The organism is Desulfonatronospira thiodismutans ASO3-1, assembly GCF_000174435.1.
Lineage (GTDB): Bacteria > Desulfobacterota > Desulfovibrionia > Desulfovibrionales > Desulfonatronovibrionaceae > Desulfonatronospira > Desulfonatronospira thiodismutans.
On record NZ_ACJN02000002.1, the window covers coordinates 534937 to 559289 of the forward strand.

Here is a 24353-nt window from a genome sequence, read left to right on the forward strand (position 1 = left end):
ACAGGACAGGGAAGAAGGCATGGGGCATGGGGCATGGGGGTGCGGGGTGCCTGTCCCCAATTGAGATACGATATTCTATTTTGTAAGTTTCGCTGAAGTGCTATTCAGGGACGTTTTGCACCGGTATCTGGAGAAGAAGGGAAGAAGAGAGGGAGCGAGAGGGCGATTTGAAGAGACCGGGGGGTGAACAGTAGATGGTGAGGGTTTACAGGCCTTTTCCTTTATTGTCATTTAAGGAGGGGCCGGATCCATTTTTTTTGCAACCTGGAAAAGGCCTGTAAATTTTCCGGGGCGGGCAGAAGGCCCGGGAAGTACCGAAATAAGCGAGTGCCCGGGCCTTTGGGTTCTTGAGGGTTGAATCAGATGGCTTCGTCTCCGGACTCTCCGGTCCTGATGCGGATGGCGTTTTCCACACTGTAGACGAATATCTTGCCGTCGCCCACCTTGTCGGTCCTGGCCGCCTTTATGGCGGCCTCCACGGCCTGGTCCACATTGGCATCATCCAGGATGACTTCAATTTTCACCTTGGGCAGAAAGTCCACGTCGTATTCCGCTCCGCGGTATATCTCCTTGTGCCCCATCTGTCGTCCGAAGCCCTTGACGTCGGTGAGGGTCATGCCTTTTATGCCCATACCCGCCAGTGCTTCTTTGACTGCTTCAACCTTGAACGGCCGGGTAATAATTTCCAGTTTTTTCATTTGTATTCCTCCTGTAGGCCGGTATTAAGGGTTTATAATTGTGGGTAACTTCTATCTATTGTTTTTTTCAGGTCCTCTGGGTAGCGGCACCCGCCAGCTCGCCCGGGGTGCCGCTTATCAGCACTGCTTGTGCCCTGCCAGTACTATTTGGTCCCCTTGGAGCCAACGAATTCCGGGTAGGCAGTCATTCCGCAGTCAGCCATATCCAGGCCCTCGTACTCTTCTTCCTCACTTACTCTGATACCCATTATGGCCTTGATGGCATACCAGACTATAAAGGCTGTGCCGAACATCCATGCGAAAATAACTCCGATTCCAGCCAGCTGCCCGCCAATGGTGGCGTCAGGGTTGGAGAGAAGCACTGCCAGAATGCCCCAGACACCTACTACACCGTGCACGGATATAGCACCCACAGGGTCGTCTATCTTGAGGAACTTGTCCAAAGCCACGATTGAGCCAACAACTATTGCCCCACCCACAGCACCGATAAAGGAAGCCAGGATCATGGGAGGCAGGCTGGGCTCGGCAGTGATGGCCACCAGTCCGGCCAGGGCACCGTTTAGGGCCATGGTCAGATCAGCCTTGCCGAACCAGAGTTTGGATACAATGAGGGCCACCACTAAGCCTGAGGCTGCGGCGATATTGGTATTGGCGAAAACCATGGCCACGGCGTTGGCTGACTCAACATCCGATACCTTGAGCTCGGAACCGCCGTTGAAGCCGAACCAGCCCATCCAGAGAATAAAGGTTCCCAGGGTTGCCAGGGGCATGTTGGCACCGGGTATGGCGTTTACCTTTCCGCCGGGGCCGTATTTGCCCTTTCTGGCACCGAGAAGAATAACACCGGCCAGGGCTGCAGCGGCACCGGCCATGTGCACAATGCCTGAGCCGGCGTAGTCAGCGTAACCCAGTTCATCCAGAAATCCGCCACCCCAGGTCCAGTAGCCGTGAACCGGGTACAGTACGCCTGTGAGTATGACTGCAAAGAGCAGAAAAGCCCACAGCTTCATACGTTCTGCAACAGCACCGGATATGATGGACATGGCCGTGGCCACAAAGACCACCTGAAAGAAAAAGTCGGATATATCCGAGTAGTAGGGAGCATCGTCTCCACCGCCCACCACCTGGGCCACGGTGTTGTCACCGCCTATAAGAAAGCTGATGCCCGGAATCACCGAACTGCCATCGCCGTACATAATATTGTAGCCCACCAGCATGTACATGATGCAGGCAATGGAGTACAGGGCGACATTCTTGGTCAGTATCTCAACGGTGTTCTTGGATCTGACCAGGCCGGATTCAAGCATGGTAAATCCGGCAGCCATCCACATGACCAACAGCCCTGACAGCAAAAAGTAAAACGTATCCAGAGCATAACTGAGTTCCAATAAACCTTCCACTTGCTAATCCTCCTTTGATTGCTGGGCAGTCAATACATGAAAACAAATTTGTAAAATAGATCGAGTTCTGCCCGAAACTCAATCTGGGCAAGCCTTCCTGTCACTTAGTGATGCCTGAGTCAGTACATCTTTTTGCCTGTCCGGCTCGGGGTGTGCATAGACCTCCTCCCTTGGTTGATAATTTTGTGTATAAAAATAAAAGAAAGAACTGCTGATGTTGATTAAAAGCAATATGAGTGCCGTTTTGGATAAGTATTTGTATATTCAGGACTTTATTGATTGAAGGAGAAAAAGGTGACAAGATTGCTGTACAAAAATGTAAACATGGCAAGGCATGGGTGTTTGTCGGTTGACCTTGATGTATAAAAAATGCAGTTAAAGTAAGGCAAAATAGTTGGCAGAAAGGGTGGAACAGAGATGCTTTGATGGGGGCAGGTTCATTAAAATCAGTATTTACAGGGCTTTAAATGGGTAAGGGTGCAGCTCGCGGGCAGGCAGGTGAGGTGCTGGCACTGTGATATCTATAATACTTTTTTGTAAAAAAAGGATTGTGTGCGGCGTGATCCCGGCAGGATTTTTATTAAAGGCTGGTTGCAGGCGGCAGGCTTTTGGCATAATTATGACTGCCTGGTTGGATGGGAAGGTTTTTATGGTTTGAAAACCACAATGCAGTTATGCATATGTTACAAGACGTTTGGATTGCCAGGGTGAAGCAGGTGAATGGTGCACGTAATAAGTGAAAGGTTGTATGATGGTTGAGAATTTTGAAAAGGTACAGAGCCAGGCACAGATAAAAAGGACTTCCTTGTTGGCCCGAAAAATATGGCAGGAGCATTACACGCCCATCATAGGCATAGAGCAGGTGGAGTACATGCTAAAAAATTTTCAGAGTCCAGAGGCCATAAGTGACCAATTGCAAAACGGGGCAGTGTACTACCTTGTGGTAAGCGCTGGTGAGGACTCCGGATACCTGGCCCTGGAGCCCGATCCTGAAATGGCATCGGCCAAGCTGAGCAAAATATATGTGCTAAAGGATAAAAGGCGTTGCGGGCTGGGCAGAAAGACTCTGGAATTTGCCGAGATGCTTTGCCGGGATATGGGGGTCAAGGATTTATGGCTTACCGTGAACAGGCACAACCACGCAGCAATCGCCTTCTACCGGCAGGAAGGGTTTACCGCCGCCGAGACCGTGGTGCAGGACATAGGCGGCGGCTTTGTTATGGATGATTACAAAATGGTCAAAAGTCTCAGTCGAGGATGATGTAAAGCAAACTTCTCTGAATAACTGCATTGCAATTGAATAGTAGGAGCCTGCTGTCAGTTCCTCAATGGCTTTTAAGCGGGATCAGGGAGGTTAGTCAAAATGATCCACCCAGGAGGCTGGGGTAATAACGGAACTCCCTGGCCGTGGGTTGTCAATGAGTGGCTTGTCGCCGGTAATAAGAATGGCTTGAGCTTCGTTGGCCAGGAGAGCCCAAATATGAGAATCCTTGGCATCCGGGGCCGAGTGCTTCGTATCCGCAAGCGGTTCACGCCAGATTGCGTTGGCGGTGATTTCAGTCAGTATTGTTTCAATATCAGGGCTGCTTAAGCCATGCAGTCGCGCTATTGCAGGGCGCATAAGTACCTGTTCATACTCCCGTAGAAGTTCAGGGGACAGCAGATAAACTATTCGTCCCTCCAGCATGGCATCCACGAGCCTGGCGGTAGGTGCGTCAGGTCTGGAAGTAATGACCCCGGCAACCAGGACGTTGGTATCAACGACAAAGATCCTTCTGATCATTAATTTCTAAAGGCACGGGTTTCTGCCGTACTCAGGGCCATTGCCTCTTCTTCACTGCAGTTCGCCTGTGAGCGTGCGTGAGCCACCAGTTGCCGGGCATCATCCATGGACTTTATACCGCGCATATGCAGGCTTTCTTCAATTATCTTGTTTATGCTGCGTCCCTGCCTGGCCGATGTTTCCTTTAGGGCGCGGTGCAACTCGTCATCAAGGGTAATGGTTAAACGGCTCATTTTTACCTCCAGGTGAGCATGTTTTCTTCCATATAATCACCAGAGCACCAAGGTGTCAATGATGTAACTGATTGTAAAAAACATGAGCACAGCAATATATTTTTAAACTCTGAATCCACTAAAAAAGTTCCGGGATCGCACCGAATCCCGGAACCTGTAATATTTGACAATAACAAAGCATTATCAATTAAGCCTTGTTCATGATCAGTCCAGGATGATTTCCTCCATGGCTTTTCTGGGTCTGGGCTCTGGGGATTCAGCCGGCCGGCCCACCGCCAGCAAGGCCATCACTGCGGCCTGCTGCGGCAGGTTGAAGCGCTGGCGCAGGGCCTCTTCATCGTACATGCCGATCCAACATGTGCCCAGGTCCATCTCAGTGGCCCGGAGCATGATATGGGTCAGGGCGATGGAGCAGTTCATGCCCACTGCCCCGCGCAGCACCTCGGTGGGGGCGTTTTGAGCCTTTTCCACGTAGTCTTCCACTCCGGCCTGCATTTCCGGGGGCAGAACCGCGCTGTCGCGCAGAAAACGCACCGCTGCCCTGGCATCCTCCAGAAACCGGGTGATGTCTGCGCAGCAGATGAGCACCGCACCTGCTCCGGCCACCCATTTCTGGCCCCGGGTTGGGGAACCCGACAGCCACTGGATGTCTTCCCTGCCGTCTACGATTTTGAATCTCCAGGGCTGGGCGTTCATGGCTGAAGGGGCCAGCCTGGCCGCCTCCAGAAGCTTCATGATTTCATCCCTGGAGACGGGATCGTCTGCAAACTTTCTGATGCTGCGTCTTTTTTCAATGGCCTCGTGTACCTGCATAGGCTTGTCCTCCTGTTTTCAGGTCTGCAAAATTACAGACCCTTTCTTTCAAACCAGACAAAGAGAAGAAGTCCGATAATGATAAAGGCAAGGATAACCGGCCAGTGACTGATGTTCAACACCTGGGGCAGGGTGATTTTGCCGTAGTCCCCCCAGGCATAGACCGTGTTTTTAAGCACTGGATAGGCTTGGGCGAATACGGCTGCTCCGGCTATCATGCCCAGGATTCCCCACAAAGCGTCCAGACGGCCTTCGCCAAGAGCCCCGAGAGAGGTCCCTGGACAGTATCCAAGCATGCCCCAGCCCAGTCCGAAAAGGATGGCCCCGATTATGTTGGCTCCCATGATGGTGGTCTTAATGGACAGATCCACCTGTCCCAGGTCATAGAGAAGATATATTCCCACCATGCTTACCAGGACGGTACTGAACATGAATTTGATAATGGTCATGTCCAAAAGACGCAGGGCGCCCAGCTGCTTGTCGTAGCGCACCACCCGGGCTTTCTGCAGCAGAAAGCCAAACAGAATGCCGGTAATTAAGCCGATTATTATAAGTTTCATGATTTAGCACCTCCATAGATAATCCTGGCCATGATGATTCCGGCACCCAGGAAAAATATCAGGGAGATGAGGCCGCTGACGGAAAGTTGAAGCGTACCGCTCAACCCGTGTCCGCTGGGTCAGCCATCGGCCATTCTGGCTCCGAACATGGCCACGGCACCTCCGGCAAAAGCCATGAGGCCGCGCTTGACCGGGGTGAACCCGAAGTTCTGCTGCCACATGTCCGGGACCCACTGCACCTTGAAGGAGCCGGAGGTTCTGGCGGCGATAAAAGAACCCACCAGAATTCCGGTGACAAACATCCACTGCCAGTCAACCTGGGGAGCCACCTGGACATAATATTCCAGCTGCTCCAGCCTCTCCGGTGCGATGAGGCCTTCAATCATGCCTGCTGCTCTGACAAAACTTGTGGATGCTCCGAAATACTGACCGGCTATCCATACGGACAGGATCACCACCAGTCCGCTCAGAGCGCCGGCCAGATATGGGCTCCATGCTGTACTCTTGGGCATATTACCTCCTTCCTTGAATAAAGTTTGATAATTGAAAAGGTCATGTTCCTGGCCGAATCTTTTTCAGCAGGGTCTGATAGGCTTCATTCAACCTGATGAATTCCTCATGATCCCCTCCCTTGTCCGGGTGCATTTTCAGGGCCCGGCGGCGGTAGATCCTGGTGAGTTCCCTCATAGACATTTTTTTCAGTTTCTGCACGGACATGCCCAGGATGGTACCCACCTCCTCCATGCCCGGCTCCTTCTTGGCCGGTCGGGGCTGCTCAAACCCGGCCCGGTTGCGGGCCATGAAGTCCCGGATATGTTCCTGCAGGATATTGCCCGTAGAAAAGGGATAATCGAAATACATGATCACATAGCGCCTGAGATACTTATGCAGGCCCTTTTTCCTTGCATGGCCCTTCCAGAAGGAAACGTCCCGGTCCAGCCGGCAGACTTCCTGTAAAAACAAGCGGTCCAGTCTGTGCTGGTCCAGGCCCTGGGGCATCTTCCCGGCTATGATTTCATCAAAGAAGCGGCGCAGATAGAAAAATGAATATACATACAGGGAGTATTCAGAGGGATTGAGGCTGCCTTCCATGTTTATGAACAGATGCTCCAGTTCATCCCTGGATTTGAAGGCCAGTGGCCGGTAGAACTTTGTGGGTATACGGGTGAGTTTTGACTGGTCCAGTTCCCCCAGGCGCAGGTAGTTGTAGCGGCGCTTGTCAATAATGTGCAGCCGGTTGCGGATGAATTCGTCTTCCTGGTGGGTAAGCTCCGGAATCCTGGCATTTCTTGCGTCCCTGGACTTGAAGCCCTGCAGGGATCTTTTTATGTCCGGACTCACAAAAGGCCAGAATACATCCTCCAGGTCCCCGTAATCCCAGGCAGTGCCGGAGGCGTTTAGCTGCTCCTCCACCTGCTCGTGTATATAAAAGCTCCTGCCCCCGGGGTACTCAAGAAAAACAGACGGGTCGTGGCCAAGGTCCATTAGATCCCTGGATACATACACCCCCTGACTGAGCACAGACTGGCGGATAACGTAATATCTTTTTTTGTTCTGCTCTTTCCAGGCCAGATACACGAAATATTCCTTCTGGTTGCGGCCCGCCCCGTGGGTTCGCCCCTTGAGGCGGGCTGCAATACGTATTTTTACATCAAGCGGTCAGGGGTTGCCTGAAAAAAGCGCAGGCGCTTTGACATCAGCTTCCTTTCACCCCTTTGGCGATGCGCTCGCCGATATCCTTGTCAATATTGCGCCAGTACTCCAGAGCCCGCTCCAGAATGGGGCCGCTGACGCCTTTTTTGAGATGTCCCACAACATTGGACACCAGCCTTTCACGCTGGGCCTCATCCATGACCTCGCGCACCAGGGTACCGGGCTGGCCGAAATCGTCGTCATCCTTGCGCAGGGTATAGGCGGTGCGCATAAATTCTCCAGAGGCCTCCCAGACGGCTTCTTCGGGATAACGCTTTGGGTCGGCGCTGGGTCCGCCCTTGGAGTTGGGGGCGTATACAGGATCGGAGACGTTTTCAATGCGCATGGCCCCGCCTTTGCTGTAGCTGTGTACCGGTGCCTTGGGCCGGTTGACCGGGATCTGTTTGTAATTGACCCCGAGTCTGGCCCTGTGAGCATCGGCATAGGAAAAAAGCCGGGCCTGAAGCATGCGATCCGGGCTGGGGCCGATGCCGGGCACAAAGCTGTTGGGCTCAAAGGCGGCCTGCTCAATCTCGGCATGAAAGTCGGCCGGATTGCGGTTCAAAGTCAGCCGTCCCACCTCGTGCAGGGGGTAGTCGCTGTGAGGCCAGACCTTGGTCAGATCAAAGGGGTTGTAACGGTAGGTTTTGGCGTCTTCAAAGGGCATGATCTGCACCTTGAGGGTCCAGCTGGGATTTTCACCGCGCTTAATGGCCTCGGCCAGGTCCCGGCGGTGGTAGTCGGCGTCCTGGCCGGCGATTCTATCTGCTTCTTCATCTGTTAGAAACTCAATGCCCTGGTCCGTCTTGAAGTGGTATTTGACCCAGAACTTCTCGCCTTTGGCGTTGACCCACATATAGGTGTGACTGGTGTAGCCGTTCATATGCCGGTAGGTTCTGGGCACCCCGCGATCGCTCATGAGAATGGTTACCTGGTGAGCGGATTCCGGAGACAGGGTCCAGAAGTCCCACTGCATGTCGTGACAGCGCAGGCCGGTGTCAGCCCGGCGTTTCTGGGAGTGGATGAAGTGCTGGAATTTCATGGGGTCGCGAATAAAAAACACCGGAGTGTTGTTGCCCACCATGTCGTAGTTGCCTTCCGGGGTGTAGAATTTGACAGCAAAACCGCGCACGTCCCGCCAGGTATCCGGGCTGCCGGACTCTCCGGCAACGGTGGAAAAGCGGGCCAGGACCTCTGTCTTGGCCCCTGGCTGGAATAATGACGCCTTGGTATAGGCGCTCACGTCACTGGTGACCTCAAAGTGCCCGAAGGCCCCGGAACCCTTGGCATGGGGCTGGCGATCCGGGATCATTTCCCGGTTGAAATTGGCCATCTGCTCCAGCAGATAATGGTCCTGAAGCAGGATGGGGCCGTCCGGGCCTACAGTCAATGAAAACTCATCGCTGGATACCGGCATTCCGGCGTCATTGGTTGTGGGTTTTCCCTGATTGTCTGCCATGATGTTTCTCCTTTTTCGTTTTTATGGTTTATAATCCAGCATAAATAACTATGTTTGTATATAATTCAATCATTTCGACATGTTGCTTTAACTTGAAATTTTCATTTTTCTACGTACATCACGGTCTTATCTGCTCACCAACGCTTTTCTTTCATACATCTTAAGGCCGGGGGTTCGTTCAAATATCCACTTTCTTATTCAGATTCTCTAAGGTTTGGTTTTGTCCAGCACTAAATGGCTCGCCACAGAGAGGGCAGCCTGAACTCAGGATTTTGTCATTTGTACACGTACTGAGCGCGTGTAAAAATGATTTTTTCAGATGCATGTCAAATGCCAGACTCTTGTATATGCATATTTTTTTCAGAGCTTTTTGTCAATAGATAATCATTACTATTTGCGTTTATTTATGAAAGCTTTAAAAACACGAGTAAACCTTATCTAACCAGTCCCCGCAGGAGGTTCAAGTTTGCCAGGTCCCATTTTCCGGCCTTGTCCTTGGGGGTTTCTATGACCATGGGTACATCATAGAACCGGGGATCGTTAAGGACCAGCCTGAATGGCTCCAGCCCCATTTCACCTTTGCCGATATGCTCGTGGCGGTCGCCCCGGCTGCCCAGCCCATAACTGCTGTCATTCAGGTGAACAGCCTGGACCCGCTGCAGCCCGACAGTACTGTCCAGGGTCTGCATGGTGGCATTGTAGCTTTCCCGGGTGCGCATATCATAACCAGCCGCAAACACGTGGCAGGTGTCGAAGCAGACTCCCAGCCTGTCGGAGTTTTTGCTGGTGCTGATAATGAAATCAAGCTCCTGGAAGGTACTACCAAGGACTGTACCCTGCCCGGAGGTAGTTTCCAGGAGAACCTCAACATCTGCACTTTCCGGACATTGCTGCAGGGCCAGGTCCAGGGCCTCATCCAGGGCCCGGACATATGCCTGCAGTCCCTTATCCAGGCCCTGTCCCTTGTGCGCCCCGGGGTGTGTGACCAGCCCGGGAATGCCCAGCAGGGCGCAACGCTTAAGTTCGCCGGCAAAGGCCTGTACCGACTTTTTAAGGATTTCCCTGTCCGGAGAAGCCAGATTTATAAGGTAGCTGTCGTGGGAAAAAACAGGATAATCACCCCACTGCTGCAGGGCCTGCCTGAACTGTTCAGCCTCCTGCTCCTTGACTGGCGAGGTTTTCCACTGCCGCTGGTTGCGGGTGAATATCTGCAGGGCTGTACCAGAAAGCCCCTCTATACGTTCTACAGCCCGGTAAAGCCCTCCGGACACGGAGCAGTGTGCTCCCAGATAACGTGCTGCGTTCATAATGTTTTGAGAATGAATTATTTAAGTTTTAACTATAGAAGGTGGCATTATAAAGTTGACCTTACTGATGCATAAAATATAACATATCTTGTAAAGGGCACAAGGAAAAAGTGGGGCTGGCCGTGTGGGTCTGGCCGTATCTTTATACTGGTTTCCTGGATGCATTCCCCTGATTTAATTTGCAGGAGCAAGGGATAAAGTCAGGGCAGGTATCAAGCAGCAACAACGGAGGAACGTATGCCTAACGACAACTCTGAAGCAATTTGCGGTCTTTGTCAAAAGGGCTTGACTGCCCGTGGTATTGGACGTCACTTGAGTTCTTGTCTTAAAAAAAATCTGTACCGGATAGCAGATGATAAAAAAGAAGGACCTGGTATACTGCATCTGAAAGTCCATGAGGGTTACAGCGGTTCTATATACTGGCTGCATCTGGCGGTGAACCGTGATATCAAGCTGAGCACTCTGGACTCATTTCTCAGAAAGATCTGGCTGGAATGTTGCGGACATATGAGTGCATTCTTTGCCGGTTCCCCCTTTGGAACAGAGGAACTGAGCATGAACAGCCGGATAGATCGGCACCTGGACCCGAAGCACAGGCTGTCCTATATCTATGATTTCGGCTCCTCGACAACCCTGGCCATCGACTGTGTTGGAGAATATCCCGGCAAACTCAGGAAAAATGACAAAATCACTATTCTGTCTCGAAATGAAGATCCCCAGATCCTCTGCGATGTGTGCCAGAGTGAGACAGCTGAGTCTATCTGTCATGAATGCGGGATGAAGGATGGTGGGGCCTATTTATGCTCCCGCTGTCTTGAAAAGCACAAGTGTGGAAAAGAAATGCTGCTTCCGGTAATGAACTCCCCCAGGTGCGGCGTGTGCGGTTATGATGGTTCATAGCAGAAGCTTCTCTTGATTTTTAACCCTGTCGCCGGATTCAGGATTACTTTATGAGCAAAAAATTCATCCTCGTCCTGCTGGACGGTCTGGGGGACAAAAGCTTTGCCGAGCTGGACCGCCAGACCCCCTTGCAGGCTGCGCACACTCCTTTCCTGGATCACCTGGCTGCAAGAGGCTGCAACGGACTTTATCATGCAGGTTTTCCGGGCCAGGCCCTGCCCAGCGAAAACGCCCATTTCGCCATGTTTGGGTATGACCCTGCCGATTTTCCCGGACGGGGGGCTCTGGAGGCCCTGGGAGCCGGTATAAGCCTGGACAGGGACCAGGTGGCCGTGCTGGCGCATTTTGTCTGCGTCCGGGAAGAAGAGGGCAAGCTAAGGCTTATCAGGGACAAAGTGGAGGCCAGCCAGGAAGATGCCGGCCAGGCCTTTGACCGGGTAGCCCGGTATTCAGCACATGGAGTGCACATCCGTCTGGTCCCGGCCAAGGGGCTTTTCGGGGTCCTTGTCCTGACTGGAGCGGTATCTCCGTTCATCACCGATTCCAACCCCATCCTGGACGGCAGGTTTCTTTCAGCTGTCATGCCCTTTGAGAAAAAAGCCGGTGATGAAAAGTGCATAAATACTGCCGCAGCCCTGACCAGCTACCTGTCCTGGAGTTATGGCAGGCTGAAGGATGCCCCGTTCAACCTGGCCCGGGAAAATGCCGGCAAATTCCCCCTGAACGCCCTGGTCACCCAGAGAGCCGGCCGGCTGAGGGACAGGGAACCCTTTCATGTCAGAAACGGCATCAAGGGCGTAAGCATTTCCTCGGGAGTGGTCTACCAGGGCCTGGGGTGCTACCTGGGGATGGACGTTATCCCTGGAGCAGAGAAGGATGATCCGGGGCAGGAGATTCAGGCCAGGGTAAATGCGGCCAGGCGGCATGTGGATCAATATGACTTTATCCATGTCCACACCAAGGCCCCGGATGAAGCCGCGCACAAAAAGGACCCTCTTCTTAAAAAAAAGGTCATTGAAAGCCTGGATCAAGGACTGAGCGCCTCTTTGCCTGGACTTCTGGAAAATGACGAAGTGATCCTGGCTGTGACCGCGGATCATTCCACCCCCTCGGGAGGCCCCCTGGTGCATTCGGGGGAGCCGGTACCCCTGGTCATTACCGGCCCAGGGGTGAGAGTGGACAATGTGCATAAGTTTGACGAGATCTCTGCTGCCTGCGGGGGACTTGGCCCTGTACGGGGAAAGGAGTTCATGTACTTAGTGCTCAACTATCTTGAGCGCTCCAGACTGGCCGGGCTCATGGACGCCCCGGTGGACCGGCCCTACTGGCCGGGTGCAGGCAGGCCCTTTATCCTGGAGTGAAGAAGATAAAGTAACCTGAGTTGATCCTGAGTCTGTACCCTCCTCAAGCCCTACACTGTATTGCCCATTTCAAGCCAGGCATGTTTTGAGAAATTAAGAGCTTATTTTACCCATTTCAAGCATGGCCTGAAATGGGTAAGTGTTGACTTTTTATTCATCGGGCGTATATAAAAAACAATATTTTCAATACAGCAACAGGAGATAAGTGTATGGCCCTCAGTATCCGCAACCCCGAAGCCGAGAGGCTGGCCCGGGAGGTGGCGGCCCGCAGCGGTGAAAACATTACCCAGGCAATTATCCATTCCCTGGAGGAACGGCTGCAGCGTCTTGGCCACCAACAGCAGGCAGCTGCCAGGCTGGAGGAATTACAGGCAATAGCCGGTCGCTGCCAGGCCCTGCCCGATCTTGATCAGCGCTCGGAGGAGGAAATCCTGGGCTATGATGAACACGGGGCCTGTTAATGGTAAGCGACACTTCGGCCATCATCGCAATACTTACCGGAGAGCCCGAGGCAGATGTCCTGACCAGAGTCATTGCTGAATCCCCGGATGTCATGATGAGTTCATTTTCAGTTCTTGAAACGGGTATCGTCCTGGAGGCCAGGAAGGGAGAAGCCGGTGGACGGGAGCTTGATCTTTTTCTGCAACGGGCGCGGGTCAGGGTGATGCCCCTGGACTCGGAGCAGGTTCGGATTGCCCGGGAGGCCTGGCGCAGATTCGGTAAGGGCCGCCATCCGGCTGGACTGAATATCGGCGACTGCTGTGCTTATGCCCTGGCCAAAAGCACAGGGGCACCTCTTTTGTTCAAGGGACATGACTTCAGCAAAACCGACATCCTCGTGGCTGCCTACTGAATCCCGCTTTCGAACGCTTCTCGTCCACTGTTTCGTTTACAGTTTACCCATTTCAAGCCAGGCATGTTTTGAGAAATTAAGAGCGTATTTTACCCATTTCATACCAGGCATGAAATGGGTAAAATACGGTTGAACGGCTTCTGTCATGGGCAAAACCCTGGCCGGGGGCAGCGTGCGGGACAGCGGGCTGTTTACATATTTATATTCTTGATACAGAATGCTTTTTGTGATTGCAATTTTCTATTGGACTTGCTGCTGCTGCCCTTGTTACTTTTTCGGCTTTTATAAACCAAACCTGATGGAACCATTATGACCTGCTTTATACAGCCAGCAACCTCTGAAGTTTTACGAAAGGCGGAAAATTTTGAAGAATTAAGCCCTGAGGAGATCGTGTATCTGCTTCGGCTGCAGCTGGACTCCCCGGATGTGTATGCCCTGATGCACGCCGCCGCCATGATGTCCCGGCGTACCTTCGGCCTCAAAGGTGAGAGGCATATGCATATCGGGCTCAATGTGGAGCCCTGCCGATTTGACTGCCTTTTTTGCTCTTTGACCGGCAAGGCCGGGATATTCACCGAATCAGTGGAGTTCAGTACTGAGCAACTCCTGGACTGGGCCAGGCTGGGCCAGGCTCAGGGAGCAGATGCCCTGAACCTCATGACCACGGGTTTTTATCCCTTTGAAAAACTTCTGGAGCTGGGACGACTGCTTAAAAGCGAAGGAGTAAACGTCCCCCTGGTGGCCAACACCAGGGATATCACCCATCAGGAGGGCAAGGCCCTGCTGGAAGCCGGCTTTTCAGGATGCTACCATGCCATTCGCCTGGGCGAGGGCAGGGATACGCCTTTTTCTCCGGACAGGCGCAGGCAGACCATACAGGTGATAAAAGACGTAGGCCTGCGCTGGATGAACTGTATTGAACCTGTGGGCCCGGAACACAGCCCCCGGGAGATGGCCGATCTGATACTTCTGGCCCGCAGAATGGGGGCCACCTACTCCGGGGTCATGCGCAGGATCAATTTCCCGGGGTCACCCATGCAGAAGCACGGCATGATCAATGAGCGCGAACTGGCCCGCATGGTGGCTGCAACCAGGCTGGCCATGGGTGATGTGCCGCGTGCCCACTGCACGCATGAGCCACATACGGCCTCACTCATGGCCGGGGCCAACCTGTTTTTTCCAGAAGTGGGCTCAAGCCCAAGAGACCTGGAGGACGATTCCGGCAAGGGCCGGGGCAGAAGCCTGCAAGATTGCGCCCTGATCTACCAGGAAATGGGCCTTGATCCCTGGCTGGAGTCCAATTGTTTCCAACCTGATGCTTTGCCGTTATCAGAGCGGGCAAATGTCTGCGGCAACCTTACGGGCATAACGGCCCAAAATTAAAGCCGGGGCCAGGCTTAGGCAAGCGCATGAATAAATACCTTTTTTCTGCTTTTGTGTTTCTTCTTTTGAGTCTTTTTACCGGGGTTCAGGGCCTGCATGCTGAAACATGGCGCATAGGCACCTGGAAAACCGCTCAGACCATCCAGCCTTTTTTCTACGAGGACTTTTCCGGATCAGCCCGGGTACAGGTCTTTCCCTTTACCAATCCGGCTGATCAGCGCTCAGCCCTGCTGGCAGGCAGCCTGGACATGACCGGAACTACCCTGGTCCACGCCATAGCTGCTGCTTCCAGGGGCGAGCCCGTTGTTCTGGTGGCGGCCCTTTGCAACAAGAGTTCAGCCTTAGTGGTGCACAAAAACAGCCAGGTCCAGGATGTAGCAGACCTGAAGGAAATGAGCATCGGCTACGTTCCAGGGACAATGCACGAAGTCTTGCTGCGTGAGACCCTGGAGCAGCACGGAGTTGATCCTGAAAGGGACGTAAACCTGAGACGGGTGGATTTTTTTGACATGGGCACGGCCCTGGCCAGGGGAGACATTGACGCTTTTCTCTCGGGCGAGCCCTTTCCCTCTCTGGCAGTACACCAGGGCTACGGACGGATCCTTACTTACCCCTATTTTGACGACTCTATAGGGCACATAAATGCCGGTCTTCTGGTCACCAGCAAGACAGTTAAAGAGCGCCCGGAATTGGTCCAGAGCATGGTCAACGCCCATATGCAGGCTACAGAACATCTCACCAGGCACAAGGATCAGTGGCTGCAGGCGGCAGGGGACTTCGGCACTCCCATAGAGGTGTTGCAGACGGCTGCGGACAATATGGAACTGGCCTGGGACATGGACGAGACCTTTGTGCGCAGGGTGCAGAAGCTGGGAGCCAGAATGCAGGAGCTGGGAATGATCGATGAGCAGCCGGATTATGAAAAGCTCCTGAACACCACATTTGTTGAAAATGCCAGACGCCAAAATGGCCATGAATGATTTAAGAGCACCAGGACCAGAAAAAGGTTTAATTCATCATACTGCCGGGCCTGACTGTCTGCTGTTTCTGTTCTCTGTCTTGCGCCGTCTGTCTTCTGGCTTTATGGCCAGCCCAGGACAGGGCATATGACCCTGCGCCTGCTTTCCCTGCTTTTGCCGGCTGTGGTTCTTTCAGCATGGAGCATTTTGACCTATTCCGGGATGCTGGCCCCTTATATGCTGCCCCCTCCGGACCAGGTGGCCAGAACCATGTGGATATACGTCACCGGGCTTGAGCCGGGCATGTATGCCGGGCAGTTCTCCCAGGACCTGCTGGCCAGCCTGAGCCGTGTGGGATCTGGTTTTTTTCTGGCTGTTCTTCTGGGGCTTCCCCTGGGGGTTATGTCTGGTCGAAGCAGGCTGGTGCGAGTACTGCTCAAGGATTTTGTGGATGCCATCCGGGCCGTGCCCGGCATCTGCTGGCTTCCCCTGGCCCTGGTCTGGTTCGGCATCGGGTTTAAGACCACTGTTTTCCTTATCTTCCTGGCGGCCTTTTTTCCCATCTACATAAATTCAATGGCCGGGGTGGCTACTGTGCCTTCAACCTACATCCGGGCGGGCATGATGCTGGGTCTGGGCCGGCTGGGCCTGCTGCGCCACGTGGTCCTGCCAGCAAGCATGGGGCACATTATGTCCGGTCTTCGTCTGGGCCTGGGCATATCTTTTGCCTACTTAGTGCTGGGGGAGATGACCGGCGTGCCCAATGGCCTGGGAGCCCTGATCATGGATGCCAGGATGATGGGCAGGGTGGACCTGATTATTTCCGGGATAGTGCTCATCGCCGTAACCGGGCTGATATGCGACCGGCTCCTGGTGCTTGCCATGCAGGTAGTATCCAGATCAGCCAGAAGACAGTAAGAGACAGAGGTCAGAGGTCAGAGGCCAGAGGTCAGGGATCAGTAAAAACAAAGAGTTATGTAGGTTGTTGAGTCCTGCCTGAATTATTAATTATCCGACTTTTTGCAGGTGCATCTGGTAATATGAAAAAAGAGACAGCCTGCCTGCAGGTCCAGGGCTTAGAAAAACACTTTGGTGTTGGGGATCAGAGGCAGCAGGTGCTGCAGGATATCTCCTTAGAAGTGCATCAGGGGGAAATCCTGGCCCTGCTGGGGGCCAGCGGTTGCGGAAAGACAACGCTGTTAAATATCCTGGCCGGATTTGTGTCCCCGGATGCCGGCTCGGTGTATGTCCAGGGCAGACTCAGTACAGTGCCCGGTCCGCACAAGGCGGTGGTGTTCCAGGAGGATGCTCTGTTTCCCTGGCTCAGTGTAATGGAAAACGTGGAGTTCGGCCTGAAGTTTCAGGGCAGGACAAGAAAGGAGCAAAGGGATACGGCCCTTAAAATGCTTGGCCTGGTAGGACTGGAAGACAAACAGGCCATGCTGCCTGCGCAGTTGTCGGGTGGGATGCGTCAGCGCGTGGCTCTGGCCAGGGTGCTGGCCCTTTCGCCGATGCTTATGCTCATGGATGAGCCCTTTGCCGCCTTAGACGCCCTCACCAGGGAGGAAATGCACGGACTTCTTCTGTCCCTGCATGCTGAATTTTCTCAGACCATAATTTTTGTCACTCACGACGTAATCGAGGCTGTGACCCTGGCTGACCGGGTCCTGGTTATGGGGGGCAGAAAGGTCTTAAGTACAGTGGATATTAGCGCGCTTAGACCCAGAAAGCCCGACACTGATCAGTTCATGGAAGACCTGCGCATTCTGCGGGCCGCCTTGAAGCAGGCTTATACAGGATAAAAGGTCTTTTTATCCTTTTTTGCCCAGCCGCCTTTTGAGCAGGATGCGGTTTAGCGGGGGAGGTCCACAGTTTCTATATCTCACTCCCGGCCTGAAGCAGGCATAAAGGAAGGGAGTTTACTCCTTGCACGTACTCATCGCTTGACCATCTGCTGCCGGGGGTCGACAATATCGCGCAACACGTCCCCCAGCATGTTGAAGGTGATCACGGTTATGAATATGGCTGCCCCGGGGGTCAGAAGCCACCACAGGTTCAGGGTGAAGACCTTCAGTTCCTGGGCCTGCTGCAGCATGAGCCCCCAGGAGGTGCCCGGCTCCTGTATGCCCAGCCCCAGGAAACTAAGGGCCGCTTCGGCCAGGATATAGGCCGGGATGCTAAGCGTTGCCGCCACCAGGAGATAGCTGGCCAGGTTGGGTAGAAAATGCCGGAAAAGTATGCGCAGGCTGCTCTGCCCCATGACCTCCGCGGCCAGGACAAAGGGGCGCTGCCGCAGGGACAAAGCCATCCCCCTGATGATACGCGCCGCCCCGGCCCAGCCGATAAGAGACAGTATGATGACAATGACCAGATACATCTGTTCCGGCTCAAAGTGCTCCGCCAGAGCACCGCGCAGGGCTATGAGCAGATACAGCGAGGGTACGGCGATGATGAATTCCACCAGGCGCATGGCCAGAAAATCGGTTCTGCCTCCGAAATAACCGGCAATACCCCCCACCAGAAAACCCAGGGTCATGGTGATGCAGATCCCGATAAACCCGATACTGAGCGACACCTGGGCTCCGTAGAGAAGCCTGGAAAAGACATCCCTGCCCGTGCCGTCGCTGCCCAGAAGATATATCCGGTGCGGCTCTTCCACCTGAAAAAGGCGCATCTGGGCCGGTATAAGCCCCCAGAAACGGTATTCATCCCCTGCGGCGAAAAACTTTATTGGGGCTGTTTCCCCCTCTACCGGCTCGTACCTGGCAGCTGCAGGATCCACCTGCTCGTAGACCTGCACATGCGGTCTCCAGTCCTCAAGAACGATCCTGGTGGGAGGGTGATAGGCACTGGTCAGATCCTGGTCCGTGGGCAGGTATGGGGCCAGAAACTGGGAAAAAACGGTGCCCAGGTACAAAGCCGCCAGTATGGCCAGGCAGGCCACTCCCATGGGGCGTCTGGTAATCTCTTTAAACAGGTGCTTGAGCATAGCCTTAGTTCTTTTCCAGCCTTATCCTGGGGTCTGACCAGGCCAGGAGCAGGTCGGCTATAAGATTTCCCAGCATGAGCATGACGCAGCCCATCATCACCGCGGCCACCACCACGAATTCGTCCTGGCGCATGAGGGCCTCGAAGATGAGCTGGCCAAGTCCTGGATAGTTCATGACGTTTTCCACCAGAATGGACCCGGACAGAAGGGTGGCCAGGATAAAACCGGATGCGCTCACCAGTGGGTTGATGGCGTTTCGCAGAACATGCACAAACATGACCCGGCCTTCTCCCAGGCCCTTGGCCCTGGCCGTGGTCACAAAGTCGGAGCGGATGTAGTCCAGGAAGTTGGCCCGCATTATGCGCATGTAGCTGGCCACACTGCCCATGCCCAGGACTATTGTAGGCAGCACCAGGTGATGGGCGTAGTCGGCCATACGTCCCCAGAAAGACATGAACTCATGCTCCACAGAGCTCAGTCCCCCGGTGGGGAACCAGCCCGTCTGGGCCGCAAACATCACCGCCAGCAGGGCCAGGAAAAACTCCGGTATGGACAGAGCCGCGTAGGCAAACATGGAGCTTACCCGGTCGAATATGGAGTCCTTGTATATTGCCGCCAGCACCCCCATGGGAATGGCCACGCAAAGGGCGAACATGATGGACAGGGCGGACAGGACCAGGGTGGCCGGTATGCGCTGCCACAGAAGCTCAGTCACCGGCACCCGGTAAATCCAGGACTCGCCCAGGTTGCCCTGGACCACGTTGCCAAGCCAGATGAAATACCTGGTATGCCAGGGCTCGCCCAGGGCGAACTCCTCTTCCATGCGCTCGATGTATTCAGCAGGAATATCCTCCTGAGTCCTGGCCACGTCCAGAAAATCCCCGGGGGCGATGGCCATGAGGACGAAGACCAGTACGGATATGCCCAGCAGAAGAGGGATCATGGTCACAAAGCGCCTGATGATAAAAAAGAGCATCACTTCTCCGGGTCCAGATAAAGTTCGTCAATGTTCCAGATTGCCGAGCCCATTGACGGAATGCGCACGTTTTGCCACCTGTCTTTGAGCCCGACGTAGGCATGGGGCGTCACCAGGTACAGAAGGGGCAGTTCTTCTGAAAATACCTCCTGCATCCGGTGCACGTAGTCCACCCGCTCATCCAGGTCAAAGGTCTCCTCCGAGGCATACACAAGCTCATCTATTCTGGCTTCCCAGTCTGTCTGAGGCTCTTCCTGTTCCGGGTTCCACAGGTGCAGGCGTCCGGAGCTTAGATATATAGCCCGTCCACCGGAAGGATCAGCCCCTCCGGTAAAACCCATCATGGCCCCTTCGTACTCGAAATGACGGCTCACCCGGGCCACCAGGGTCCCGAAATCCAGGTACCTGATGCGCACACTGATGCCCAGGTCGCGCATATTTTCCCTGAATGTGGAGAGAATCTGAGGAGTTATGTCGTCACCCTCCGAGGCATAGACCTGGAATGAAACCTGGTTGCCCTGGCTGTCCACTAAATTTCCGTCCTCATCCGGTTCAAACCCCTCTTCCTGCAGAAGTTCCAGGGCCCGGTCCGGATCATAATGATACTTAGGCACATCCGGGTTGTGCCAGCGCTCGTTGGCCGGGCTGATTATGGAGTGCAAAAGCTCGGCCCGGCCGAAATAGACGCTCTGGATAAGTCCTTCCCGGTTGAAGCCGTGCAGGATGGCCTGCCTGAACTTCCTGCTGGTGAACCACTCAAGCTTGTGCGGTTCCACGTAAGGTTTGCCTGCCTCGCTCTCACCGGGCTTCTGATTGAACCACAAAAACCTGATGCCCGTAGCCGGTCCCCGGTGATGCACAGTGTAGTCGTGCAGGGAAGCGTTTTTGCGCACTCCCACAACGTCCCCCGGAGTTATGGATGCTACATCAATCTGCCCCGAGGCAAAAAGAACCGTTTCAGTATTTCGGTCCTGGACATACCTGGTAATAAGGTAATCCACGTAGGGAAGCCTCTGCCCCTGGCTGTCCACCCGCCAGTAATGCGGGTTGGGCTCATAAATAATTCTCTGCCCCGGCCGGAAGGAACGTACCCGGAAAGGCCCAGTGCCCACCAGTTCCCGGGGCTCATGCATGGCTGTGCGCACGCTCCACTGCTGCAAAAGCTCTCCTCTCTCAAAAGCATCAAAATGTACGTGCCGGGGGAGGATGCCGATAAAGCCGATTACATATAAAAAAGGCGAATAAGGCCTGGCTGTTTTGAAGCGCACTGTGTACCTGTCCAGCTTTTCAAACTCTATAGGTTCCCCGGCGATGGTATACTGTCCCTGGTAACGGTTGGGGTAGCGCTCGTCAAAAAGTGCCTTGAAGGTAAAGATGACATCATCAGCGGTGAAGGGTTCCCCATCGCTCCAGCGCACCCCTCGCCTCAATTCCATGGTTATGGTGCGCTTGTCTTCGGAGATCTCCCAGGAACGGGCCAGTTCCGGGACGACTTTTTCCTTGATGGGATGGTAGGTGGTAAGCCCGTTTAAAAAACGGCCGATAGCCTCACTGGAATAGGCGTCCTCCGCCACCAGTGGGTTGAAGGTCCTGGGCTGCTGCGACTCTGCAGTCACCAGCACTCCGCCGTAATTTCCTGGCTCTGCCCGGCTTACCTCAGCGTCCCGGGGCAGGTCATGCTCTTCCCGGTCCAGAGGCGGTATATCACCCTTACAGGAAGCCAAGGTAAAAATAAGGAAAAAAGCGGTGAATAAGGGGGTAAGGTATGGGTATGAAACAACTTTTAAAAACAAGATTTCCTCAAAAAAGATGTAACTGCAAAAATCAAAACAAGGACGGGGTAAATATTCACCATCTGGTATAATTGGTCAATCTTAGCGCACCGCTGATATCCAGGGTCCGGGGGCTTTGCATACAGGGCGTAAACTGTCTGAACGACGTAGGAAGCGTTAATCAAAACCGTAAAACACCGAACTTGATTTAAAGCATGTTATATAAGTTATTCTGGGATAAAAATTCGTGTATAGGTTTTGATTTACGCTTCCTTGGAGTGAGTTTTTACGTCCTGTTTGCAAAGTTTCCGGACCCTGGTGAATCTTACAGGAAGGCAAGCCCCTACTCCATTTTAAGATCCCGGGTCATGAGATCCTGTACTCCAGTCCTGGGGTCCTTGCCCTGGAACAGCACCTGGTACACCTGTTCGGTAATGGGCATGTCCACCCTCATTTTCCTGGCCAGGTGCCAGACCGACTCCGTGGTCTTGACCCCTTCCGCAACCATCCTGGAGCCCTCCACAATTTCATCCAGAGTCATGCCCCGGCCAAGCTTCAGTCCAACCTGACGGTTGCGGCTTAGATCCCCGGTACAAGTAAGCACCAGGTCCCCCATGCCTGACAGGCCCATAAAGGTCCTTTCCCTGCCGCCAAGGGCCACGCCCAGGCGGGCCATCTCCACAAGACCCCGGGTTATCAGGGCTGCCCTGGCGTCATGGCCGAACTCCAGCCCGTCGGAGATCCCTGCGGCTATGGCCATGATATTCTTAAGGGCCCCGCCCAGTTCCACTCCCTTATAGTCAGGATTGTCGTAAACCCGGAAAAAATCCGTGCTCAGGACATCCCGTACCCTGCGTCCCAGTTCCTGGTCCCGGCAGCCAAGGCTCACGGCCGTGGGCAGTTTCCGGCTTACTTCGCCGGCAAATGACGGTCCGGATATAATGGCATACCGCGGCTTTTTTTCCTGCAGGCTTTCCTGCACCACTGCGGACATGGGCTTTAAGGTGGCCAGTTCCACCCCTTTGCTGGCACAGATTATTACCGGATTTTCAGGGAAAAGGTCTTTTACGCCCTCCAGGGCCTTCCGCATGAACTGGGTGGGTATGGCCACCAGGAAATAATCCGCACCCTGCATGACTTCAAACTGATCCTGGCTGACATTGAGCCTGGAATCAAGCTTGATTCCAGGCAGAAAAAGGGAATTTTCCCCGGTTTTTCTGATCTCGTCCACCAGTTCTTTTTCCCGGATCCAAAGACGCACGTCCAGACCCTTTTCGCTCAGCATACCGGCCAGGGTGGTCCCCCAGCTCCCTCCGCCCAGCACAGCAATCCTGGTCATTTATTCTCCATGGTTAGACGATTTTTGCGGTGCACAATAAAACAAAAACGCACAAGCCCGACTTTACTGCCAATCATCCTGTACAAACCTGAATATTTCGGTCACGCTTCTGGTACGTACCCTCTCAAAAGATTCACTTGTAATGCTGTTACTGCAGTCTCCACTGCCTTTATACCTCACTTCAGTGTATTTCATGACACCGATAAAGGGGGAAAGCTCTGACTGTGTCCGGCGTACCTGCACTGTCAAGGAATCCTTTTTGGCCTTGCTGTATTTGCCAACTACTCCGTTTTCCGTATGCTTCAGGCGCGGAGATTCTTTTGTACCGGCATAATTGCGATTGAGCATGTCCACCCGGCTTTTGGCGAATTTGTTGAAATGGCTGTGCAGGTAATGATCAGAATTCAGAGTGGCAGCAGGTTCGGCTTTTACTATGTGGGGATACTCCAGCATCATGCCCGGTACGGCCATAAGCAGGCATAAAAGTAATCTTCTCATGACATGACATCCTGTTTTTTACAGCATATATCAGTAGTAACCATTCAGGGGGTTCTCGGTGGTGATTACTGGCACGAGGCCTGGGGACTGTCCCCCGCTAAGTATCGGCTGTGTTTGTACACAAAACTTCGCGTCTGTAATTTTTGTAATTGTGCGTAAAAGGTGTCGCGGGGACTGTCCCCTGGTCACGCCAGAGGCGTGATTCAGGCATCCCCTGAATGGTTACTATCAGTAACGCCGCTGCTTATAAGAAAAAGGCCCGGTCAACCATGGGCTGCCGGGCCGTTACTGCTTATTCCAGACGCATTTCAACACGCCGGTTGAGCTGGCGTCCTTCCCTGGTATCGTTGTCAAACTCAGGCCTGGTCAAGCCATGGGCCTCGGTATCGATGGCATCTTCGTCAACGCCCTGTTCCACAAGATAATCCGCCACAGAGTCAGCCCGTCTCTGGGACAGTTCCATGTTGTAATCTTCCGGGCCGATGTTGCAGGTATGGCCTTCGACCACCACGTGGGGGTCGGTGCGGTCCTGGATCTGCCTGGCGGCTTCATTCAGGATCTCGGCGTATTCATCCTTGATGGCTGCGCTGTCAAAGTCAAACTGGATGTTGGAGAAAACAATAACCTCTTCCTCGGGCTCAACTTCAGGAGCAGGTTCAGGCTCCGGTTCAGGAGCGGGAGTGACGGTTTCCTCACGTTCAGTGTAGAAAACTTCGCGTATAAAGTCGGCGCGCACAAACTCCTTCTGCAGTTCGTCAGCATCGATTTTTACTGAACAGGGGTTGATTCCGGCCCAATCCTGCACATTACTTCTTTCAGCATCACTCTGGGCAAGGCTGATGAAATGAAAGCAGATCCTGTCCCCGTATTCCTGGTACATCTCTTCCATTACCCGGCCGGGTCTGGGTCCTATATTGGACTCCCCGTCAGTAACAGCTATCACGGCAATATCACCCTGCAGCTCTGCCAGCTCATCCGAAACCTGGATGAGATCACGGCCCATGGGAGTACGGCGTCCGAAAATTTCGAATTCCACGGGAATGGACTCAAAGGCTTCGGCTACTGCGGACTCATTGTAGGAGGAAGGGCTTAGAAATTCGTTGTACGGACCATAGGTATACACCCCGAAATTGACATCCAGCTCAGGTATTTCCTGGTTCAGCTGCAAAAGAGTGTCCCTGGCCACCACGCTTTTATCTTTTCCCAGCTCCTCGTAGTCAAACATCATGGATCCGGAATTGTCCACATAAAAAATAAAGTTGTCAGCCCTGGGCTCGAGAATGGTCCTGGTCTCTGCCATGGCATGCTGAGCTCCCATAAGAACTGCAGCAACAAACATAATCAGGAAAGATCCCCTCACCGATTTAAACATAGTCCA

25 protein-coding genes are annotated in these 24353 nt (G+C 53.7%); 9 read left to right on the forward strand and 16 right to left on the reverse strand.

The annotated features are described in order from the left end of the window. Positions 1-359 precede the first annotated feature (359 nt). Positions 360-698 carry a P-II family nitrogen regulator gene (locus DTHIO_RS08635; RefSeq protein WP_008869926.1) on the reverse strand — a complete coding sequence of 113 codons (339 nt, stop codon included), beginning with the start codon at positions 696-698 and terminating at the stop codon, positions 360-362. Positions 699-841: 143 nt separating this feature from the next. Continuing rightward, the gene (locus DTHIO_RS08640; protein ID WP_008869927.1) at positions 842-2098 is read right to left on the reverse strand and encodes an ammonium transporter; all 1257 of its coding nucleotides are present in this window, start codon (positions 2096-2098) and stop codon (positions 842-844) included. A gap of 748 nt (positions 2099-2846) precedes the next feature. On the opposite strand from DTHIO_RS08640, the gene DTHIO_RS08645 reads away from it, so the two are divergent. Beyond that, on the forward strand, positions 2847-3359 hold the full coding sequence (locus DTHIO_RS08645; protein ID WP_050775169.1) for a GNAT family N-acetyltransferase: 513 nt from the start codon (positions 2847-2849) through the stop codon (positions 3357-3359). Positions 3360-3452: 93 nt separating this feature from the next. Here the strand turns inward: DTHIO_RS08645 and DTHIO_RS08650 are convergent, their stop codons facing one another. From DTHIO_RS08650 to DTHIO_RS08685, 8 genes are all read right to left on the reverse strand, one after another. Beyond that, a complete protein-coding gene (locus DTHIO_RS08650; RefSeq protein WP_008869929.1) occupies positions 3453-3881 on the reverse strand; it encodes a putative toxin-antitoxin system toxin component, PIN family in 429 nt (142 codons plus the stop codon). Then, positions 3881-4114 carry a ribbon-helix-helix protein, CopG family gene (locus DTHIO_RS08655; protein WP_008869930.1) on the reverse strand — a complete coding sequence of 78 codons (234 nt, stop codon included), beginning with the start codon at positions 4112-4114 and terminating at the stop codon, positions 3881-3883. The genes DTHIO_RS08650 and DTHIO_RS08655 overlap by 1 nt, the downstream gene beginning before the upstream one ends. 204 nt (positions 4115-4318) lie before the next feature. Further along, a complete protein-coding gene (locus DTHIO_RS08660) occupies positions 4319-4927 on the reverse strand; it encodes a nitroreductase family protein (RefSeq protein ID WP_008869931.1) in 609 nt (202 codons plus the stop codon). A gap of 32 nt (positions 4928-4959) precedes the next feature. Next, positions 4960-5487 carry a DUF6691 family protein gene (locus tag DTHIO_RS08665; RefSeq protein ID WP_008869932.1) on the reverse strand — a complete coding sequence of 176 codons (528 nt, stop codon included), beginning with the start codon at positions 5485-5487 and terminating at the stop codon, positions 4960-4962. Then, a complete protein-coding gene (locus DTHIO_RS08670; RefSeq protein WP_008869933.1) occupies positions 5484-5999 on the reverse strand; it encodes a YeeE/YedE thiosulfate transporter family protein in 516 nt (171 codons plus the stop codon). The genes DTHIO_RS08665 and DTHIO_RS08670 overlap by 4 nt, the downstream gene beginning before the upstream one ends. Positions 6000-6039: 40 nt before the next feature. Continuing rightward, entirely contained in the window at positions 6040-7065 is a 1026-nt protein-coding gene (locus tag DTHIO_RS08675; RefSeq protein ID WP_008869934.1) for a J domain-containing protein, read from the reverse strand. A gap of 118 nt (positions 7066-7183) precedes the next feature. Continuing rightward, positions 7184-8638, reverse strand: coding sequence for a catalase (locus DTHIO_RS08680; RefSeq protein WP_008869935.1), 1455 nt, complete (start codon positions 8636-8638; stop codon positions 7184-7186). A 434-nt stretch (positions 8639-9072) separates the two neighbouring features. After that, positions 9073-9945 carry a deoxyribonuclease IV gene (locus tag DTHIO_RS08685; RefSeq protein ID WP_008869936.1) on the reverse strand — a complete coding sequence of 291 codons (873 nt, stop codon included), beginning with the start codon at positions 9943-9945 and terminating at the stop codon, positions 9073-9075. Between the two features lie 312 nt (positions 9946-10257). Between DTHIO_RS08685 and DTHIO_RS08690 the strand changes: the two genes are divergently transcribed. The 8 genes from DTHIO_RS08690 (at position 10258) to DTHIO_RS08725 (ending at position 17203) form a co-directional block, all read left to right on the forward strand. Beyond that, complete coding sequence (locus tag DTHIO_RS08690) at positions 10258-10845, forward strand: B-box zinc finger protein (protein WP_050775170.1); 588 nt, start codon at positions 10258-10260, stop codon at positions 10843-10845. A 50-nt stretch (positions 10846-10895) separates the two neighbouring features. Next, positions 10896-12206: a BPG-independent phosphoglycerate mutase family protein gene (locus tag DTHIO_RS08695; RefSeq protein WP_008869938.1), complete on the forward strand. Its 1311-nt coding sequence runs from the start codon at positions 10896-10898 to the stop codon at positions 12204-12206. A 209-nt stretch (positions 12207-12415) separates the two neighbouring features. Beyond that, the gene (locus tag DTHIO_RS08700) at positions 12416-12667 is read left to right on the forward strand and encodes a type II toxin-antitoxin system VapB family antitoxin (RefSeq protein WP_008869939.1); all 252 of its coding nucleotides are present in this window, start codon (positions 12416-12418) and stop codon (positions 12665-12667) included. Then, positions 12667-13059 (forward strand): type II toxin-antitoxin system VapC family toxin, encoded by a 393-nt coding sequence (locus tag DTHIO_RS08705; RefSeq protein ID WP_008869940.1) that lies wholly within the window; start codon positions 12667-12669, stop codon positions 13057-13059. The genes DTHIO_RS08700 and DTHIO_RS08705 overlap by 1 nt, the downstream gene beginning before the upstream one ends. Positions 13060-13368: 309 nt before the next feature. After that, entirely contained in the window at positions 13369-14442 is a 1074-nt protein-coding gene (locus tag DTHIO_RS08710; protein ID WP_008869941.1) for a biotin synthase BioB, read from the forward strand. 26 nt (positions 14443-14468) lie between these two features. Beyond that, positions 14469-15422, forward strand: a complete 954-nt coding sequence (locus DTHIO_RS08715; RefSeq protein WP_008869942.1) for an NrtA/SsuA/CpmA family ABC transporter substrate-binding protein — start codon at positions 14469-14471, stop codon at positions 15420-15422. Positions 15423-15548: 126 nt separating this feature from the next. Further along, on the forward strand, positions 15549-16319 hold the full coding sequence (locus tag DTHIO_RS08720; protein ID WP_008869943.1) for an ABC transporter permease: 771 nt from the start codon (positions 15549-15551) through the stop codon (positions 16317-16319). 122 nt (positions 16320-16441) lie between these two features. Then, positions 16442-17203, forward strand: coding sequence for an ABC transporter ATP-binding protein (locus DTHIO_RS08725; protein WP_008869944.1), 762 nt, complete (start codon positions 16442-16444; stop codon positions 17201-17203). A 134-nt stretch (positions 17204-17337) separates the two neighbouring features. On the opposite strand, the gene DTHIO_RS08730 is transcribed toward DTHIO_RS08725, so the two are convergent. The 6 genes from DTHIO_RS08730 to DTHIO_RS19755 form a co-directional block, all read right to left on the reverse strand. Beyond that, complete coding sequence (locus tag DTHIO_RS08730; RefSeq protein ID WP_008869945.1) at positions 17338-18390, reverse strand: ABC transporter permease; 1053 nt, start codon at positions 18388-18390, stop codon at positions 17338-17340. Positions 18391-18394: 4 nt separating this feature from the next. After that, the gene (locus DTHIO_RS08735) at positions 18395-19366 is read right to left on the reverse strand and encodes an ABC transporter permease (RefSeq protein WP_008869946.1); all 972 of its coding nucleotides are present in this window, start codon (positions 19364-19366) and stop codon (positions 18395-18397) included. Next, positions 19366-21090, reverse strand: a complete 1725-nt coding sequence (locus tag DTHIO_RS08740; protein WP_161598652.1) for an ABC transporter substrate-binding protein — start codon at positions 21088-21090, stop codon at positions 19366-19368. The genes DTHIO_RS08735 and DTHIO_RS08740 overlap by 1 nt, the downstream gene beginning before the upstream one ends. A 391-nt stretch (positions 21091-21481) precedes the next feature. Continuing rightward, complete coding sequence (locus DTHIO_RS08745; RefSeq protein WP_008869948.1) at positions 21482-22477, reverse strand: NAD(P)H-dependent glycerol-3-phosphate dehydrogenase; 996 nt, start codon at positions 22475-22477, stop codon at positions 21482-21484. A gap of 63 nt (positions 22478-22540) precedes the next feature. After that, positions 22541-22975, reverse strand: coding sequence for a hypothetical protein (locus DTHIO_RS08750; RefSeq protein ID WP_008869949.1), 435 nt, complete (start codon positions 22973-22975; stop codon positions 22541-22543). Between the two features lie 292 nt (positions 22976-23267). Then, the gene (locus DTHIO_RS19755) at positions 23268-24347 is read right to left on the reverse strand and encodes an OmpA family protein (protein ID WP_008869950.1); all 1080 of its coding nucleotides are present in this window, start codon (positions 24345-24347) and stop codon (positions 23268-23270) included. Positions 24348-24353 lie beyond the last annotated feature (6 nt).

Bases quoted from the DNA above. Each gene is read 5' to 3' on its own strand.
- DTHIO_RS08635 (WP_008869926.1), bottom strand. From the start codon at position 698: ATGAAAAAACTGGAAATTATTACCCGGCCGTTCAAGGTTGAAGCAGTC.
- DTHIO_RS08645 (WP_050775169.1), top strand. From the start codon at position 2,847: ATGATGGTTGAGAATTTTGAAAAGGTACAGAGCCAGGCACAGATAAAA.
- DTHIO_RS08650 (WP_008869929.1), bottom strand. From the start codon at position 3,881: ATGATCAGAAGGATCTTTGTCGTTGATACCAACGTCCTGGTTGCCGGG.
- DTHIO_RS08655 (WP_008869930.1), bottom strand. From the start codon at position 4,114: ATGAGCCGTTTAACCATTACCCTTGATGACGAGTTGCACCGCGCCCTA.
- DTHIO_RS08660 (WP_008869931.1), bottom strand. From the start codon at position 4,927: ATGCAGGTACACGAGGCCATTGAAAAAAGACGCAGCATCAGAAAGTTT.
- DTHIO_RS08665 (WP_008869932.1), bottom strand. From the start codon at position 5,487: ATGAAACTTATAATAATCGGCTTAATTACCGGCATTCTGTTTGGCTTT.
- DTHIO_RS08680 (WP_008869935.1), bottom strand. From the start codon at position 8,638: ATGGCAGACAATCAGGGAAAACCCACAACCAATGACGCCGGAATGCCG.
- DTHIO_RS08685 (WP_008869936.1), bottom strand. From the start codon at position 9,945: ATGAACGCAGCACGTTATCTGGGAGCACACTGCTCCGTGTCCGGAGGG.
- DTHIO_RS08695 (WP_008869938.1), top strand. From the start codon at position 10,896: ATGAGCAAAAAATTCATCCTCGTCCTGCTGGACGGTCTGGGGGACAAA.
- DTHIO_RS08700 (WP_008869939.1), top strand. From the start codon at position 12,416: ATGGCCCTCAGTATCCGCAACCCCGAAGCCGAGAGGCTGGCCCGGGAG.
- DTHIO_RS08705 (WP_008869940.1), top strand. From the start codon at position 12,667: ATGGTAAGCGACACTTCGGCCATCATCGCAATACTTACCGGAGAGCCC.
- DTHIO_RS08710 (WP_008869941.1), top strand. From the start codon at position 13,369: ATGACCTGCTTTATACAGCCAGCAACCTCTGAAGTTTTACGAAAGGCG.
- DTHIO_RS08715 (WP_008869942.1), top strand. From the start codon at position 14,469: ATGAATAAATACCTTTTTTCTGCTTTTGTGTTTCTTCTTTTGAGTCTT.
- DTHIO_RS08720 (WP_008869943.1), top strand. From the start codon at position 15,549: ATGACCCTGCGCCTGCTTTCCCTGCTTTTGCCGGCTGTGGTTCTTTCA.
- DTHIO_RS08725 (WP_008869944.1), top strand. From the start codon at position 16,442: ATGAAAAAAGAGACAGCCTGCCTGCAGGTCCAGGGCTTAGAAAAACAC.
- DTHIO_RS08730 (WP_008869945.1), bottom strand. From the start codon at position 18,390: ATGCTCAAGCACCTGTTTAAAGAGATTACCAGACGCCCCATGGGAGTG.
- DTHIO_RS08735 (WP_008869946.1), bottom strand. From the start codon at position 19,366: ATGCTCTTTTTTATCATCAGGCGCTTTGTGACCATGATCCCTCTTCTG.
- DTHIO_RS08745 (WP_008869948.1), bottom strand. From the start codon at position 22,477: ATGACCAGGATTGCTGTGCTGGGCGGAGGGAGCTGGGGGACCACCCTG.
- DTHIO_RS08750 (WP_008869949.1), bottom strand. From the start codon at position 22,975: ATGAGAAGATTACTTTTATGCCTGCTTATGGCCGTACCGGGCATGATG.
- DTHIO_RS19755 (WP_008869950.1), bottom strand. From the start codon at position 24,347: ATGTTTAAATCGGTGAGGGGATCTTTCCTGATTATGTTTGTTGCTGCA.